We start from the raw sequence: 16,315 nt of genomic DNA, 5'->3' as shown, positions 1-16,315 counted from the left end.
GGAAACTGGCCTGAATCCGCTGCTACTTGCGCCCGAGTCCCTTGGTGCCGAGTCCCTTGGTGCCGATGTGGAGGATCTTGTGGCTGCCGCGGGTCATGTCGACGACGAGGGTGCTGGTCTGGCCGGCACTCCAGGTGAGGGTGACGACGGCCTCCGTGTGCGTGGTGGTGCCGTTGTCGGTGACCTTCCAGGCGAGGGGCACGTTCTGGGCGCGCAGGACGCCGTCGGCGTGCTCCTTCTCCTCCCAGGCGTTCAGTTCCTTCTGGAAGGCGGGCGTGAGGTAGTGCGCGCGGAGCGCGTCCTGGAGGGCGCCGCTGCCCTCGTCGCTCACCGCGTCGATATAGGCGCCGTAGAAGTCGGCGATGCGCGTGATGTTGTCGGAGGGCTTGCCGCTGACGCTGCGCGGTGCTCCGGCGGAGGCCTGGGCGGTGACACCGAGGCCGAGGGCCAGGGCGAGGCCGAGGGCCAGGGTGGTACGGCGGGTCGCCTTGGTCGTGTTCATCTGTGTTCCCCGTTTTCCTTCGGTTCCTGCTGCTGGTGACGGTCTGTCGGTCCGTGCGGGGCCGCCCGCCCGACCCCCGTGCGAGAGGGCGGCCCCGCTGCTCAGTGGAGCTTGTTCACCGCGGTGGCGGTCGTCTTCTTGAACGCCTTCACCGGGGCGTCGGAGAAGTCGCCCATCTGGGACCACTCCACGACGGTGACGGTGCGGTCGTCCCGGCCGACGGACAGCAGGCGGATGTCGGTGGCCCCGAACGAGTACTCCGTGTGCAGGCCGTGCACCCGTGCGCCCTCCTCGACCGCGACCTTGCCGTAGTCCTTGTACGTCGCCTCGAGGTCCGGGTCGCCCTGTTCGAGTCGGTCCGCGCAGGTGCGGATCTCCTTGTTCATGTCGGCGGCGAGGGCCGCGGCCTTGGCCTTGGTGCCGACCTCGATCGTCAGCTGGCGGGCGCTGGTGTCCAGGTCCGTGCGGAAGTCGCGGTACCGGGAGTCGTAGCCCGGCAGCGCGTCCTTCAGGCAGAGCAGCAGTTCGTCCGGTACGCCGTCGGTCACCTTGCCCGCCGTCCAGGCGGACGAGGGGTGCGGCGGGAGGTCGCCGGCGGAGAGGAACCTGGGCGCGGCCGGCGCGGCCCCGGCCTGCACGGCAAGTGTGACGCCGAGCGCGAGGCCGGTGAGAGAGAGTACGGTGAGCGCGCCTGCTCGACTGCGCTTGGGCATGAGAGTCCCCCGTGAGATACGTGCATGAGTGTGGGATGCCACCACGACGCCGGATGGTCGGTCCGGCCCGGTCGGTGTGACACCAAGAGCATCAGCGGTCACACCATGCGGATGCAACATGGGACAGGGGATCCGTCGGCATGGAACCATCCCAGGCCGTCTGACGTGCAGGTATAGGGAGTGCCTGGGATGCGGGATCAAGGGGGAATCGTTGTCGGCACCGGAACCACAGGACGATGTCCAGGAGTTCGCGGCCCTGCTGCGGCGGCTGAAGGAACGCACGGACCGCAGCTACGGCTCGCTGGCCCGGCGGCTGGCCATGAACACCTCGACCCTGCACCGGTACTGCGCGGGCGACGCCGTACCGGTCGACTTCGCACCGGTGGAGCGGTTCGCCGCGCTGTGCGGGGGGTCGGCCGAGGAGCGGATGGAGCTGCACCGGCTGTGGCTCGCGGCGGTGGCGGCGAGACAGCGGCCGCGGACTGTGGAACCGGCGAAGTCGTCGGAGCCGACGGAGCCGTCGGAGGCTCTCGTCGTGCCGGAGAGCGAGGACGAGGGGCCGGACGACAGTGGGAGTGGGGGTGAGTCGGGCACCCTGCACGTGACGGCGTCCGCTCCCTCACCCCGCCCCTGGTACCGCCGCCGGCGTTTCCTCGTCACCGCGGCCGCCGTCGTGGTCGCTCTCGCCACCCTGGGCAGCCTGTCGGCGCTGCCGTCCGGCCGTCCCGCCTCGGACAAGGTGGCCCAGGCTCCCGACCCCTCGTCCCGGACGACCGCGCCGGGCCTGCCCGGCCGTTCCGGATCGCCGTCCCCGAGTTCCTCCGACACGTCCGCCTCCCCCTCGGCCGAGGCCACCGGAACACGGCCCTCCGCCTCGGCGTCCCACGGCCGCGGCACCTCGAAGGCAGAGAGCGCGGGGGCCGGACAGCAGGGGACCTCCGTCGGCACTCCCCTGACCTGGAGCGCGAACTCCCAGATCTGGGAGGGAAGCTGCGGCCACGACTACGTCATCGACAAGCCGCCCTCCGAGGTCCCCCCGCCCCCGCTCGTGCAGGACGCCGGGATCTGGGCGGCGACGCAGGGCGCGATCCACGGGCGGCAGACGAAGGTGCAGATCTCCGTGCAGGGACGGTCGTCCACGGCCGTCGTCCTGGAGGCGCTCCGCGTCCGCATCACCGGCCGCGGATCCCCGGCACCCGGCACCGCATACGCCATGGACCAGGGCTGCGGCGGCGGGATCACCCCGCGCGGCTTCGACGTGAACCTGGACATCGACCGCCCCGTCGCCCACGCGGTCGCCGGCAACGACACCGGACAGACCGTCCCCGCGGTGCAGTTCCCCTACCGGGTCTCCGCCTCGGACCCGGAGGTGCTGCTGGTCACCGCGACGACGGAGACGTACGACTGCAACTGGTACCTCGAACTGGACTGGTCCTCGCAGGGCCGCACGGGCACGGTCCGCATCGACGACCACGGCCGCCCGTTCCGCACGACCAGCATCAAGGGCCTGACGCGTCTGTGGTACGGCACGAACGCCGCGGGCGAGCGGGCCTGGGTGGACTACTACGGCTAGGAGGCGACGGGGGACCCCACCCGGTGGGCCGTGCCGTCGGCGTCCACGTAGGTGAACTCCCGCAGCCCGTAAGGCGTGTCGGCCGGCTCGGCGAAGCGGCCCTCGACGCCGGACGCCGCCCACTCGGCGTGGACGGCGTCGGCGTCGCTCACGTAGAGGTAGACGACGGCTCCGGTGCGCAGCGGGTCGTGCTCGGACCACTCAGTGAGGTGGATCGAGACCGACCCCCGCGCGACGAAGCCGTACCGCTGCGGACCGTCGTAGGCACGCGCGGCGAAACCCAGCCGGCGGTATCGCTCCAGGGCCGCGGCGAGGTTCCGGACCGGCACGACGGGCGCGACGTGCGTGAAGGCGATGTCCGGCATACGGCCAGTCTCGCATTCACGGGGCTTGTCAGGGCCTGGGCACGTTGCGGAGGTTGGAGCGGGCCATCTGGAGCATGCGGCCGACGCCGCCGTCGAGGACGATCTTCGAGGCGGACAGGGCGAACCCGGTGACCATCTCGGCGCTGATCTTCGGCGGGATGGAGAGGGCGTTGGGGTCGGTGACGATGTCGACGAGGGCGGGCCCCTTGTGCTTGAACGCCGACTTCAGGGCCCCGGTGAGGTCCTTGGGGTTCTCGACCCGCACCCCGTGGGCACCGCAGGCACGGGCCACGGCCGCGAAGTCGGGGTTCTTGTTGGTGGTGCCGTAGGAGGGCAGCCCGGCGACCAGCATCTCCAACTCGACCATGCCGAGCGAGGAGTTGTTGAAGAGGACGACCTTCACGGGTAGGTCGTACTGCACCAGGGTCAGGAAGTCGCCCATCAGCATGGAGAATCCGCCGTCCCCGGACATCGACACGACCTGTCGCTTCCGGTCGGTGAACTGCGCCCCGATCGCCATCGGCAGCGCGTTCGCCATCGACCCGTGCGAGAACGAACCGATCACGCGGCGACGGCCGTTGGGCGAGATGTACCGGGCGGCCCACACGTTGCACATGCCGGTGTCGACGGTGAACACGGCATCGTCGTCGGCGAGTTCGTCCAGTACGGAGGCCACGTACTCGGGGTGGATCGGGACGTGCTTCTCGACCTTGCGGGTGTACGCCTTGACGACCCCTTCGAGCGCGTCGGCGTGCTTCTTGAGCATCTTGTCGAGGAAGCGCCGGTTGGTCTTCTCCTGCACCCGGGGCGTCAGACACCGCAGGGTCTCCTTCACATCGCCCCAGACGGCGAGGTCGAGCTTGGAGCGGCGGCCCAAGTGCTCGGGGCGCACGTCCACTTGGGCGATCTGGACGTCGTCGGGGAGGAAGGCGTTGTACGGGAAGTCGGTGCCGAGCAGGATCAGCAGGTCGCACTCGTGGGTGGCCTCGTAGGCGGCGCCGTAGCCGAGCAGACCGCTCATGCCGACGTCGAAGGGGTTGTCGTACTGGATCCACTCCTTGCCCCTGAGGGCGTGCCCCACCGGTGACTTGACCTTCTCCGCGAACTCCATGACCTCGGCGTGCGCGCCCGCCGTGCCGCTGCCGCAGAACAGGGTGATCCTGTCGGCGGCGTCGATCATCTCGACGAGCTTGTCGATCTCGGCGTCACCGGGGCGGACGCTGGGCCGGGAGGTGACGAGGGCGGTCTCGGCGGACTTCTCGGGGGCGGGCTGGTCGGCGATGTCGCCGGGGAGCGAGACGACGCTGACGCCGGAGCGGCCGACGGCGTTCTGGATGGCGGTCTGCAGCAGCCTCGGCATCTGCTTCGGGCTGGAGATCAGCTCGCTGTAGTGGCTGCACTCCTGGAAGAGGCGGTCGGGGTGGGTCTCCTGGAAGAAGCCGAGGCCGATCTCGCTGGAGGGGATGTGCGAGGCGAGCGCGAGGACCGGCGCCATGGAGCGGTGGGCGTCGTAGAGGCCGTTGATGAGGTGCAGGTTGCCGGGCCCGCAGGAGCCGGCACACGCGGCCAGTTTCCCGGTGATCTGTGCCTCGGCGCCCGCGGCGAAGGCGGCGGTCTCCTCGTGCCGGACGTGCACCCAGTCGATGGCGGCGTTGCGGCGGACCGCGTCCACGACCGGGTTGAGGCTGTCGCCGACGACGCCGTAGAGGCGTTTCACCCCGGCCTTGACGAGGATGTCCACGAACTGTTCGGCGACGTTCTGCTTGGCCATGGATCCATGCACCCCTTCGGTCTCCTTGGGTCCATCAATCCACAATGGCCGCGATCACGCCTCCCAAACAGCGGCGGCTGTACGGTCGTCGGCATATCCCTTGACCCTGACTTGGGAGTCGGCGAGGAACGCGGCGAGACCCGGCGGGGGTCCTGACCACCTCCCCGTGAGGTGGTCGCACAGTTCGGGCTCGCCGCGCAGGGGGTCGGCGAGGCCGCTGGTGCACATCAGGAGGGTGTCACCCGGGCGGGCGACGGAGGCGCGGAAGCGGAAGGCCTCGCGGGGCGGCCCAGGGGCGGGTTCGTAGGGGCTCGGGGGTGTGGGGATGCCGAGGTCCATGGTGAGGCGGTCGCCGTCGGGGGTCTCGGAGGGCAGCGAGCCGAAGCCGACGACCGGTTCGCCGGTGACGTCGGTGATCCGGGGTTCGATGTCGTGCCACTCGCCGTCGCGGAGGCGGAAGAGGCCGCCCGCGCCGACGCCGAAGAACACCCGGACACGGCAGTCCGGGTCGGCGGGCAGGAGCAGACAGCGCAGGGTGGCGGCGTACTCCTCCGGGTCGATGCCCTGTTCCACGGCGCTGGCGCGGAGCTTGCCGAGACTGCGGTCGGTGAGACGGTGCAGCCCGGACTTGAGGTCACCTCGGCGGGCGGCGCTGATGTCCTGCGCGAGCCGGGCATGACTGCGCCCCACGGCCCGCCCGATCCAGTGGCATGCCTCGGCGGCGGCGCGGTGGGCACCGGGCGTGGCGCGGGCGCCGGTGGCCATGGCGACGAGGATCAACGCCTGGTCGCCGGTGCCGAACCGGGCGGTGAGCAGGGAGTCCCGCCGGGGCTCGCCCCGGAACCTGGCCGAGTCCCCGCGCACCGACACCGCCCGCAGCGTGCAGGCCCCGTACCTGGCCCCGTCCAGCACGGTGTCCGCCACCAGGTCGTCGAGTTCGTCGGGGTCGGCGGGTGGGAGGGCGGTGGGTTCGGCGTCGTAGGTGGGCGGACCGGAGCCGACGTGACCGACGGCGGGGAGGTCCACGCGGGTGGCGGTACGGGGTGCCTGCGGGGCGGAGACGGGCCGGGGCGGGGTGGGGGCTTCCGCGGGGCCGCCGTGGCGGGGGTCGTCGGCCGGGCCGTGTCCGGGGGGCTCGGGTGTGGGGTTGGGCTGGGTGGAGCCGGGGCCGGTGCGGGGTGGCGGTGCGACTGCGGGGGTCTGCTGGGCGGGGCCGGGGGCGGGGTCCGGGTCGCCTGGAGCAGCCCACCAGTCAGCGCCGCCGGGCTGGGTACCGGGTCCACCTCGCTCCGACGGCCCCCGAGGACTCTCGGGGCGGCCGGGAGGCGGCACGTCCTCGGCGCGGCCAACGGAGGCTGTGGCAGCGGAGACGGGGCCTTCCCCGGAGCCGGCCTCGCCGGAACCGGCACCGGCCGTGCCCGGCCCGCGGGAGTCGTCACGGCCGGGTGGGACGGGCCGGCCGGCGTCGCCCCGCGCCGGACTCGCATCGGCGCCGTCCCACGCCACCGGCCCTCCCGGATCACCGGCGCCGGGCGCGACCGCCCGTTCGGCATCCCGCGGTGGCGGGGGTGGGGCCGCGGGGCGAGGTGGGGTGGCGGGGTGTGGGGGTGCTGTGGTCGGGGGCCTCGGGGGCTCGGTCGGCCTACGTGAGGCCGGAACGGCCGGGGCCGGAGGCGTCTCCGCGGACGCAGGCCCACCGGGTGGCCGGGGTGGCCGGTCCTCGGGGGCGCGCTCGACGAAGCCGGGTGGCTTCGGGCCGGGTGGGAAGGACGAGGGTGCGTCAGGGGGCGGTTCCCACGAAGCCCGGCGTCCACCTGTTGCGGGAGCCGTCGCATCGGAGACACCTGTACGCGGCGCGGGGACCCCGGTACCGGGCCGATGACTCTGCTCGTCCACCGCCCCCGCCGCCGAGGCGAAGCGGTCGTCCAGGGTGTCCGGGGCCCGGGTGGGCCCCGTGTCGTCGGCGGAGTCGTACAGCTGCCTCCACCAGTCGTCCTCGTGACCGGTGGGCCTTCCCCCCTGCTGGCTCATGCCCCCAATTGTCCACCGTGCGGGCCGTATGAAAACGGGGCATCCGGAAAATCAAGTGCCACCACGCGCGTCGAACGGCGTGTCGAGTGAACGGTCGAACTCGTGCCGCCACCTCCGTGCAGGCCGGCCACGCCGGCGGCCCCAGGACGACTGACCTGCGTCGCCGGCCGCCCGGGGGCACCCTGGAGGCATGGGAGTGTGGGACCTCCTGCTGATCGGCCTGGTCATGCTGTTCGGCCTGGTCGGGGTGCTGGTGCCCGGCGTGCCGGGGTCGTGGCTCGTGTGGGCCGCGGTCCTGTGGTGGGCGCTGAAGGACCCGCAGCCGGTCGCGTGGGGTGTGCTCGTGGGGGCCACGGTCGCCCTGTTCCTCTCCCAGGTCGTGCGCTGGTCGCTGCCGCCGCGCCGGCTGCGGGCGAGCGGTGCCACCCCACGCATGGGGGTGTACGCGGGGGTGGGCGCGTTCCTCGGGTTCTTCCTGATCCCCGTGCTCGGCGCGATCCCCGGGTTCATGGGCGGCATCTACGTCTCGGAGCGCCTCCGCCTCGGCCGCCACGGGGAGGCGCGGGCCGCCCTGCGCACGGCGATGCGCTCGGGCGGCTCCAGCGTGCTGGCGGAACTGTTCACCTGTCTGCTGATCATGGGCGCGTGGCTGGGGGCGGTGCTGTGGGGATGACGTAGGACCAAGGTCCCGCACAGGTCTGGGGCGAGATTCCGATGTGCGGGCCGCTCGCGCGTGTTTGGGTGGCTGCCATGACCGAATTCAGCGAGGCCGAGCGCGCGTACCTGAGGTCCCAGCGGCTGGGGCGGCTCGCCACCGTCGACCCGCACGGGCAGCCGCAGGCGAACCCGGTCGGCTTCTTCCCGCAGGAAGACGGCACCATCCTGATCGGCGGCTATGCGATGGGCCGCACCAAGAAGTGGCGCAACCTCCAGAAGAACCCGAAGGTCGCGCTGGTCGTCGACGACATCGTCAGCCTGAAGCCGTGGACGGTGCGTGGCATCGACATCCGCGGGGAGGCGGAACTCCTCACCGGCCCGCACGAGTTGGGCCCGCACTTCAGCGAGGAGCTGATCCGCATCCATCCGCGGCGGATCCACAGCTGGGGGCTCGAGGAGTCCTAGAGGGCCCCTTCGAGGGTGAGCAGGGCCGTCTTGCGCTCCAGGCCGCCCGCGTACCCGGTGAGCAGGCCGTTCGCGCCGATCACCCGGTGGCACGGGCGGAGGATCAGCAGGGGGTTCGCGCCGATCGCGCCGCCCACGGCCCGGACCGCGACCCGGGCGGCCCCGACACGGGCGGCGATCTCGCCGTACGTCACCGTCGCGCCGTACGGAACGTCGTCGAGGGCGTCCCAGACGCGGGTCCGGAACTCGGTGCCCTCGGGGCGCAACTCCAGTTGGAACTCATTGAGTTCACCGGCGAAGTAGGCGGCGAGCTGCTCCTCGGCGTCCCGGAAGGGGGCGGGGTCGTGGACCCAGCTCTCCTGGACGGTACGGCCCTTCTTCTGCCCGGGGACGGACAGCGAGGTCAGCGCGCCGGTTGCGTCGGCGGTCAGGAGCAGGGTGCCGACGGGGCTGTCGAGGTAGGTCCAGCGGGTGGCCATGATTACTCCAACTCTCCTGCTGCGCGCAGGTGTTGCCAGGCGTACGAGCGCCAGGGGCGCCAGGTGTCGGGGGTGACGAGGCCCGGTGGGGCGACGTCGGGGTCGCCCAGGGCGCGGGTGCGGATGACGGCGACGGTACGGGCGTCCAGGCCGGGCAGCGCGAGGAGTGCGTGCTGCGCCTCGTCGCGGTCGGCGCCCGGATCGAGTCGTACGGCGCCGTCGGCGAGGGCGGTGGCGAGCGTGCCCAGCGGGCCGGACGCCTCGGAGAGGGCCGCGGGCCCGGGGAAGAGATGGGTGAGGCTGCCGCAGGGCGCGTCCAGCGTCTTGCCGTACCGCTGGACGAGCCGTTCGGCTTCCGTACGGCCCACCAGTGCCCGTACGGCGGACTCCTCGGGGTCGGTGGCGCCGGGCGACCGGAGTCCGGGGCGGGCGGCGACCAGGGCGGCGAGCCGGGTGTCGGCGCCGAGCCGCTCGTCGACGGCGTAGGGATCGGCGTCGAGGTCGAAGAGCCGCCGCAGCCGTCCGACGGCGGTGGTCAGGTCGCGGGGGTCGGTGAGGTGCAGGTGGGCGTCGAGCCAGCCGCCGGGGTGTGCGCCGGAGGTGGTCCTGGTCGTGCCGGTGCGTTCGTGGACGGCGACGATGCCGGTGCCGTGCGGGAGCCGGAGGGTACGGCGGTAGGTGCGCCGCCCGGGTGCCCCGCTCACCTCCTCGACGCCGGGCACGGCCTCGCTCTCCAGCAGGTCGAAGACGGCGCCGGACCGGTAGGGGCCGCGGTGGGCCAGTCGTAGCGGAATGCCGGCCGTGGGGGTGGCCGTGCGACGGGTGGTCCGGGCGGCGGCCCGCAGGGCGCTGGGGGTGGCGGCGTAGATCTCACGGACCGTGTCGTTGAACTGCCGCACGCTGGCGAAGCCCGACGCGAAGGCGATCTCCGTGACCGGCAGGCCGGTGGTCTGGAGCAGGACGCGCGCGGTGTGGGCGCGCTGGGCGCGGGCCAGGGCGACGGGGCCGGCGCCGAGCTCGGCGGTGAGCTGGCGCTGGACCTGGCGGGCGCTGTAGCCGAGGCGACCGGCGAGCCCGGCGACGCCTTCCCGGTCGACGACACCGTCGCCGATCAGGCGCATCGCCCGGCCCACGACGTCGGCCCGGACGTTCCAGTCCGCGGAGCCGGGCACCGCGTCCGGACGGCACCGCCGGCAGGCCCGGAACCCGGAGCCCTGCGCGGCGGCGGCCGTCGCGTAGTAGCGGACGTTGTGGCGTTTCGGGGTCACCGCGGGACAGCTGGGGCGGCAGTAGATCCCGGTCGTCTCGACGGCGAAGAAGAACTCCCCGTCGAACCGGGCGTCCCGGCTGCGGACCGCTTCGTACCTGGTGTCCTCGTCCATCACGCCCTCCAGTCTCCGCTGTGCGCGGGAATGCCGCTGGCGGATATCGGACATGGCGGTACGGGGACGGAGCGACAGGTCCGTGGACGGGCGCGGGGCCGTCGTGGCTGGTCGCGCCCGCGCGGCGGTAGCCGCAGATTCGACGCTGTCCCGCGCCCCCAAAAAGAGTGGGTGCAGCCAAGCCAGACACGGACTGCACCCACTCAGGGGCGCGGGGAACCGCGCGACCGGCCCCCACCCAGCCGCACCCGAACGGCTACGCCCAGCGCCCCCTCTTCGCCTCCATCGCCGCCTTGCCCTGCGCCCCCCGCTTCTTCCACTCCTTCCTGATCTCCGAACGGAGCCTCGCGTCGGTCTTCGCCACGATCCGCTGGTTCTCCCGGATCAGCTTCCGGTAGCTCTCCAGCCGCCGCTCGGGCAGCTCACCGGAGTCGATCGCGGCCAGCACCGCGCACCCCGGTTCGCTCTCGTGCGCGCAGTCGTGGAAGCGGCACCGCCGGGCCAGCTCCTCGATCTCGGAGAAGACCTGCCCGACACCGGTCTCGGCGTCCCACAGGCCGACGCCCCTGAGGCCGGGCGTGTCGATCAGCACACCCCCGCCGGGCAGGGCGAGAAGGTTGCGGGTGGTGGTCGTGTGGCGTCCCTTCCCGTCGGCGTCCCGCGCGGCCTGCACGGTCATGACGTCCTCGCCGACGAGCGCGTTCGCCAGCGTCGACTTGCCCGCACCGGACTGTCCGAGCAGCACGGTCGTACCGCCGGAGACGACCGCGACGAGCACGTCGAGCCCCTCCCCGTCCAGCGCGCTGACGGTCAGCACCGGGATCCCCGGTGCCGTCGTCTCCACGTCCTGCACGAGATGCGAGAGCGTCACCGCGTCCGGCACGAGGTCGGCCTTGGTGAGCACGACGACCGGCTGGGCGCCGGACTCCCAGGCCAGGGCCAGGAACCGTTCGATGCGGCCGAGGTCGAGTTCGACGGCCAGCGACACGGCGACGATCGCGTGGTCGACGTTGGCCGCGAGGATCTGTCCCTCGGACCGCTTGGAGGAGGTGGAGCGCACGAAGGCGGTACGGCGCGGCAGATACGTCCGTACGTAACGCGGGTTGCCCGCGGGTTCGACGACGGCCCAGTCGCCGGTGCACAGGACCCGCATCGGGTCGTGCGGGGTGACGAAGGCGGTGTCGGCCCGCAGCATCCCGTCGGCGGTGACGATGTCGCACTGCCCGCGGTCGACCCGGACCACGCGTCCGGGCAGGAGCCCCTCGGGCTCGTAGGGGGCGAACTCGTCCGCCCATGCCTCGTCCCAGCCGTAGGGAGCGAGAGCGGAGAAAACTGAGGTGGAAGTCAAGGGAGACCCTTCACAGGGTGGCCCCGGCGCAAGGATTGGGTGTCAGCCGGCGGCCACGGAGGTGGACTTGATGATCTGGATGCGGGCAGCGCTCATCGCAAAGACAGCCATCGGTCGACACCTCCCTCATTCCCTCGCTCGTGGGGCACGGCAGCCGGGAGCCGCCGTGCGAAGCGCTCTCACCTTAGAGGCGCCGGCGTCGGGGCGCCACCGGTTTTCCGGCCCCTGAGTGGGCGCCTCCTCACTCGAACAGCCCGGTGCGCTGGTCGTCCGGGAGGAGGGGTTGTGGCATGGAGAGCGACCCCCACCTCCAGGAGAGCTCGTGATGACCCACCGTCCGCCCCGCCCCCTCCGCGCCCTCGCCCCGGCCCTGGCCGCCGGGGTCCTGTTGACGACCGCCGCGTGTTCGGCCGGTGACGACAGCGGGTCGGACCGCGCGGACACCGCGGAGATCTCCTCCTCGCCCCTCGCACAGGAGTCCCCGGCCGCGCTCACCCCGGCCGGGGCGCGGGCCGCGCTGGTGACCGAGGCGGATCTGGAGGGCGACTGGAACCAGGTCAAGAACGCGGCCACCTGGCGCGACAGCCTGCTGGTCGGCAAGGTCGACGTCGCCGACTTCCTCACCGGCAAGGCGGACGCGGCCGACTGCCAGAAGCTCCTGGACCGGCTGTACGGCGACGACCTTCTGGGCAAGCCGGCCGGGGCGTCCGCGCTCACCGGCTTCGAGGAGGGCGCGTCCCGGCTGCTGTACCAGGTGGCCGCCTATGACAAGGCCGGGCTGAACACGTCCTTCGCCTGGCTGAAGAGCCTGCCGGTCAAGTGCGACCAGTTCACGATGACGGACGGCTCCGGTGCCCGGCGCACGGTCCAGGTGACCGAGACGTCCCTGCCCAAGGTGGGCGACGCCCGTCAGGGACTGCAGGTCACGGTCAAGGGCAACTCGGGCGGCACGCCCGCCACCCTCACCCTCGACGTCGCGGCCCTGCGGGTCGGCACCGACGCGATCACCTTCACCAACGGCGGCCTCGACGGAGCCGACGGCGACACCACCGAGCAGACGGCGAAGCTGGGCACGGCACGTCTGGAGGAGGTCCACGCGGGCCGGACCCCGGCGGCGGACCCGAGCGAGGCCAGCTGACGGGCCGGTGAGGAGGAGCGCCGACCGCCCGCACACCTTCCCGCCTTTAGCGACATGTGACATAGTACTGGCGTGAGCAAGCGTCTGACCTGCGATGTCGTGGTCGTCGGAGCCGGGATGGTGGGCGCGGCCTGCGCCTTGTACGCCGCCCGGGCGGGCCTCGACGTCATCGTCGTCGACCGCGGCCCGGTGGCCGGCGGCACGACCGGCGCCGGTGAGGGCAATCTCCTGGTCTCCGACAAGGGGCCGGGCCCCGAGCTCGAACTCGCCCTGCTGTCCGGCCGGTTGTGGGCGGCCCTGGCGGAGGAGGTCGGCGACGCGATCGAGTACGAACTCAAGGGCGGCGTGGTCGTCGCCGCCACCTCGGAGGGCCTCGAAGCCCTGGAGGGGTTCGCGACCGGACAACGGGCCGCAGGCGTCGAGGCGTTGCGGGTGGACGCGGGCCGACTGCGAGAGCTGGAGCCCCACTTGGCGCCCAGGCTCGCGGGCGGGGTGCTGTATCCCCAGGACGCGCAGGTCATGCCGACGCTGGCCGCCGCCCATCTCGTACGGGCCTCGGGTGCCCGTCTGTTCATGGGCGCGACGGTGACCGGGGTGCTGCGCGGTACCGGCGGTGCCGTACGAGGGGTGCGGACCGACCGGGGCGAGATCCACGCGCCGCATGTCGTCAACGCCGCCGGGACCTGGGGCGGTGAGCTGGCCGCGCTGGCGGGCGTGGACCTCCCCGTGCTCCCCCGGCGCGGCTTCGTCCTCGTCACCGAACCGCTCCCCCGCCTGGTCCGCCACAAGGTGTACGCCGCCGACTACGTGGCCGACGTGGCCAGCGACTCGGCGGCCCTGCAGACCTCGCCGGTGGTGGAGGGGACGGCGGCGGGGCCCGTCCTGATCGGCGCGACCCGTGAACGGGTGGGCTTCGACCGCGCGTTGTCGCTGCCCGCGCTGCGGGCGCTGGCGGCGGGCGCGACTCGGCTGTTCCCGTTCCTGGAGGGGGTGCGCGCGATGCGGACGTACCTCGGCTTCCGGCCGTACCTGCCCGATCACCTGCCCGCGATCGGCCCCGACCCGCGGGTGCCCGGCCTGTTCCACGCGTGCGGGCACGAGGGCGCGGGCATCGGACTGTCCACCGGGACAGGGCAGTTGATCGCCCAGGTGCTGACCGGGCAGGCTCCCGACCTGGATCTCGCCCTCTTCCGGCCCGACCGTTTCCCCGCACCCTCCTCCGACTCCCGGGAGGCCTCGTGAATCCGCTGGAGCTGGTGCGCGCCGAGCCCGGTCCCGCCTTCACCGTCACCCTCGACGGGCGGGAGATCGAGGCGCTGCCGGGCCAGACCGTCGCCGCCGCGTTGTGGACTGCGGGGATCACCTCCTGGCGCACCACCCGGGGCGCGGGCCGCCCGCGTGGGATCTTCTGCGGCATCGGCGTCTGCTTCGACTGCCTGGTGACCGTCAACGACCGCCCGAACCGACGGGCTTGCCTGGAGCCCCTGCGGCCGGGCGACGCCATCCGCACCCAGGAGGGGACGGGCCACCATGAGTGAACCGGTTCTGGCGGTCATCGGTGCGGGCCCTGCCGGTCTCGCGGCCACCCTCGCGGCGGCCGCCCGCGGTCTCCACGTCACGCTGATCGACTCGGCGGCGGAGGCGGGCGGGCAGTTCTACCGGCAGCCCGCGCCGGGGCTCGGGGCCCGTCGCCCGCAGGTACTGCACCATCAGTGGCGGACCTGGGAGCGGCTGCGGGACGGACTGCGCACGTACGTACGGGCGGGAGCGGTGCGGCATGTGACGGACCATCACGTCTGGTTCGTCGAGCGCCGGGGCACCGCGGGGTTCACCGTGCACGCCCTCATCGGCCCCGAGCAGGAGGAACCGGCCGAGGTGCACGCCGACGCCGTCCTCCTCGCCACCGGCGGCTACGAGAAGGTGCTGCCCTTCCCCGGCTGGACCCTGCCCGGCGTCGTCACCGCGGGCGGGGCGCAGGCCATGCTCAAGGGCGGGCTCGTCCTGCCCGGCCGTACCGTTGTCGTCGCCGGGACCGGCCCCCTGCTGCTGCCCGTCGCCGCCGGACTCGCCGCGGCGGGTGCGACGGTCGCCGCGCTGGTGGACTCGGCCGATCCGACGGCGTTCGTACGGCGGTCCCGGGCGCTGGCGGGCCGGCGGGACAAGGTGGCCGAAGGCGCCAGGTACGCGGGCCGGTTGCTCCGGCACCGGGTGCGTACGCTGCTCCACCACACCGTCGTGGCGGCGCACGGCGCCGAGCGGCTGGAGGCCGTGACGGTCGCCGCCCTCGACCGGGCCGGACGGGTACGCCCGGACACCCCGCGGCGCCTCGTCTGCGACACCCTTGCCGTGGGCCACGGCATGCTGCCGCACACCGACCTCGCCGACGCCCTGGGCTGCCGGGTCGACGGGACGAACGTGTACGTCGACGACGAGCAGCGCACCGACGTACCGGGCGTGTGGGCGGCGGGCGAGACCACCGGCATCGGCGGATCCGCCCTGTCGCTCGCCGAGGGGCACATCGCCGGGCGGTCGATGGCGGCACGGCTGGCGGGGCGGGCACCGGATCCGGGTGAGTGGGCGGCCGCCGCGCGTACCCGAGAGCAACTGCGGGCGTTCTTCGTCGCCCTCGACTCCGTGTACGCGCCGCCCGCGCACTGGGCCGAGCAGGTCACCGACGACACGGTGGTGTGCCGCTGCGAGGAGGTGTCGGCCGGTGCCGTGCGGGAGGCGGTGCGTGAGCTGGGGGCCGGTGATCTGCGGACCGTGAAGCTGCTGACGCGGGCCGGGATGGGCTGGTGCCAGGGCCGGGTGTGCGAGCCCGGGGTGGCCGGAGTCGCCGGGTGCGCGCAGACGCCGGGGAGCAGGCCCTTCGCGCGGCCGGTGCCGCTGGGGGTGCTGGCGCGAGCCGGAGAGTCCGCGGAACAGCCGACTTAGTGCAATGTCACACTTCATTGAAGGGATCCATATGACCACCAATGACCTCCGCCCCTGGCGCGGTGTTCTCGTCGCCACCGCCCTCCCGCTGAACGACGACCTGTCCGTGAACTACGACAAGTACGCGGAGCACTGCGCCTGGCTGGTCGAGAACGGCTGCGACGGTGTCGTACCGAACGGCTCCCTCGGCGAGTACCAGGTCCTCACACCCGAGGAGCGGGCCAGGGTGGTGGAGACGGCCGTGGCCGCGATCGGCGGTGAGCGGGTGATGCCGGGTGTCGCCGCGTACGGCTCGGCGGAGTCCCGCCGCTGGGCCGAGCAGGCGCGCGACGCGGGCTGCGCGTCCGTGATGCTGCTGCCGCCCAACGCCTACCGCGCCGACGAGCGTTCGGTGCTCGCGCACTACGCCGAGGTCGCGAAGGCGGGCCTGCCGGTAGTGGCGTACAACAACCCCATCGACACCAAGGTCGACCTGGTGCCGGAGCTGCTGGCCGAGCTGCACGCCGAGGGGTTCATCCGCGCGGTGAAGGAGTTCTCCGGTGACGTCCGCCGCGCCTACCAGCTGGCCGAACTCTCCCCGGACCTCGACCTGTTGATCGGCGCCGACGACGTCCTGCTGGAGCTGGCGCTCGCGGGCGCGAAGGGCTGGGTGGCCGGTTACCCGAACGCGCTGCCCCGTTCGAGCGTCGAGCTGTACCGGGCGGCCGTGAGCGGCGACCTCGCCACCGCGAAGACGCTGTACGAGCAGCTGCATCCGTTGCTGCGCTGGGACTCCAAGGTCGAGTTCGTGCAGGCGATCAAGTTGTCCATGGACATCGTGGGCCGCCACGGCGGGAGTTGCCGTCCGCCGCGCGTCCCGCTGCTGCCCGAGCAGGAGGCCGTCGTGCGGGCCGCCACCGAGAAGGCGGTCGCGGCCGGACTCGCCTGAGCCTCGATTCGCCCCCCGATCATCAGGAG

16 protein-coding genes are annotated in these 16,315 nt (G+C 72.8%); 8 read left to right on the top strand and 8 right to left on the bottom strand.

All coding sequences use genetic code 11. From position 1 onward, the window contains the following. Nucleotides 1-22 precede the first annotated feature (22 nt). Both ABZT06_RS05920 and ABZT06_RS05915 read right to left on the bottom strand, forming a co-directional pair. Nucleotides 23-502: a hypothetical protein gene (locus ABZT06_RS05920; protein ID WP_355735402.1), complete on the bottom strand. Its 480-nt coding sequence runs from the start codon at nt 500-502 to the stop codon at nt 23-25. A gap of 101 nt (nt 503-603) precedes the next feature. Continuing rightward, entirely contained in the window at nt 604-1,215 is a 612-nt protein-coding gene (locus ABZT06_RS05915) for a hypothetical protein (protein WP_355735399.1), read from the bottom strand. Between the two features lie 211 nt (nt 1,216-1,426). Here ABZT06_RS05915 and ABZT06_RS05910 point away from each other — a divergent pair, with 211 nt between their 5' ends. After that, nucleotides 1,427-2,788, top strand: coding sequence for a helix-turn-helix transcriptional regulator (locus tag ABZT06_RS05910; protein WP_355735396.1), 1,362 nt, complete (start codon nt 1,427-1,429; stop codon nt 2,786-2,788). On the opposite strand, the gene ABZT06_RS05905 is transcribed toward ABZT06_RS05910, so the two are convergent. From ABZT06_RS05905 to ABZT06_RS05895, 3 genes are read right to left on the bottom strand one after another with little or no spacing between them, the layout of a single operon-like run. Further along, nucleotides 2,785-3,153: a VOC family protein gene (locus ABZT06_RS05905; RefSeq protein ID WP_355735393.1), complete on the bottom strand. Its 369-nt coding sequence runs from the start codon at nt 3,151-3,153 to the stop codon at nt 2,785-2,787. The two genes, ABZT06_RS05910 and ABZT06_RS05905, sit on opposite strands and share 4 nt — an antisense overlap. Before the next feature lie 28 nt (nt 3,154-3,181). Further along, complete coding sequence (locus ABZT06_RS05900; protein ID WP_355735390.1) at nt 3,182-4,924, bottom strand: pyruvate dehydrogenase; 1,743 nt, start codon at nt 4,922-4,924, stop codon at nt 3,182-3,184. 54 nt (nt 4,925-4,978) lie between these two features. Continuing rightward, the gene (locus tag ABZT06_RS05895) at nt 4,979-6,955 is read right to left on the bottom strand and encodes a protein phosphatase 2C domain-containing protein (RefSeq protein WP_355735387.1); all 1,977 of its coding nucleotides are present in this window, start codon (nt 6,953-6,955) and stop codon (nt 4,979-4,981) included. A gap of 190 nt (nt 6,956-7,145) precedes the next feature. Here ABZT06_RS05895 and ABZT06_RS05890 point away from each other — a divergent pair, with 190 nt between their 5' ends. Continuing rightward, on the top strand, nt 7,146-7,628 hold the full coding sequence (locus ABZT06_RS05890) for a DUF456 domain-containing protein (RefSeq protein ID WP_355735385.1): 483 nt from the start codon (nt 7,146-7,148) through the stop codon (nt 7,626-7,628). A 77-nt stretch (nt 7,629-7,705) separates the two neighbouring features. Next, nucleotides 7,706-8,077 (top strand): PPOX class F420-dependent oxidoreductase, encoded by a 372-nt coding sequence (locus ABZT06_RS05885; RefSeq protein ID WP_355735382.1) that lies wholly within the window; start codon nt 7,706-7,708, stop codon nt 8,075-8,077. Here ABZT06_RS05885 and ABZT06_RS05880 read toward each other — a convergent pair. The 3 genes from ABZT06_RS05880 to rsgA all read right to left on the bottom strand — a co-directional run bounded on the left by ABZT06_RS05880 (nt 8,074) and on the right by rsgA (nt 11,286). After that, entirely contained in the window at nt 8,074-8,556 is a 483-nt protein-coding gene (locus tag ABZT06_RS05880; RefSeq protein ID WP_355735380.1) for a methylated-DNA--[protein]-cysteine S-methyltransferase, read from the bottom strand. The genes ABZT06_RS05885 and ABZT06_RS05880 overlap by 4 nt on opposite strands. 2 nt (nt 8,557-8,558) lie before the next feature. Next, a complete protein-coding gene (locus ABZT06_RS05875; protein WP_355735558.1) occupies nt 8,559-9,938 on the bottom strand; it encodes an AlkA N-terminal domain-containing protein in 1,380 nt (459 codons plus the stop codon). A 256-nt stretch (nt 9,939-10,194) separates the two neighbouring features. After that, the gene (gene rsgA, locus ABZT06_RS05870; protein WP_355735378.1) at nt 10,195-11,286 is read right to left on the bottom strand and encodes a ribosome small subunit-dependent GTPase A; all 1,092 of its coding nucleotides are present in this window, start codon (nt 11,284-11,286) and stop codon (nt 10,195-10,197) included. Nucleotides 11,287-11,611: 325 nt separating this feature from the next. On the opposite strand from rsgA, the gene ABZT06_RS05865 reads away from it, so the two are divergent. From ABZT06_RS05865 to ABZT06_RS05845, 5 genes are all read left to right on the top strand, one after another. Beyond that, nucleotides 11,612-12,424 (top strand): hypothetical protein, encoded by an 813-nt coding sequence (locus ABZT06_RS05865; protein ID WP_355735376.1) that lies wholly within the window; start codon nt 11,612-11,614, stop codon nt 12,422-12,424. A gap of 72 nt (nt 12,425-12,496) precedes the next feature. Beyond that, nucleotides 12,497-13,666: an FAD-binding oxidoreductase gene (locus tag ABZT06_RS05860; RefSeq protein WP_355735374.1), complete on the top strand. Its 1,170-nt coding sequence runs from the start codon at nt 12,497-12,499 to the stop codon at nt 13,664-13,666. Then, on the top strand, nt 13,663-13,962 hold the full coding sequence (locus tag ABZT06_RS05855; RefSeq protein WP_355735372.1) for a (2Fe-2S)-binding protein: 300 nt from the start codon (nt 13,663-13,665) through the stop codon (nt 13,960-13,962). The genes ABZT06_RS05860 and ABZT06_RS05855 overlap by 4 nt, the downstream gene beginning before the upstream one ends. After that, nucleotides 13,955-15,358 (top strand): FAD-dependent oxidoreductase, encoded by a 1,404-nt coding sequence (locus ABZT06_RS05850; RefSeq protein WP_355735369.1) that lies wholly within the window; start codon nt 13,955-13,957, stop codon nt 15,356-15,358. Before ABZT06_RS05855 ends, ABZT06_RS05850 begins: the two co-directional genes overlap by 8 nt. A gap of 31 nt (nt 15,359-15,389) precedes the next feature. Next, a complete protein-coding gene (locus ABZT06_RS05845) occupies nt 15,390-16,286 on the top strand; it encodes a dihydrodipicolinate synthase family protein (RefSeq protein ID WP_355735366.1) in 897 nt (298 codons plus the stop codon). Nucleotides 16,287-16,315: the final 29 nt, after the last annotated feature.

Source organism: Streptomyces sp. NPDC005483 (assembly GCF_040606035.1).
GTDB lineage: Bacteria > Actinomycetota > Actinomycetes > Streptomycetales > Streptomycetaceae > Streptomyces.
This window is presented reverse-complemented; position numbering and strand designations above follow the sequence as displayed.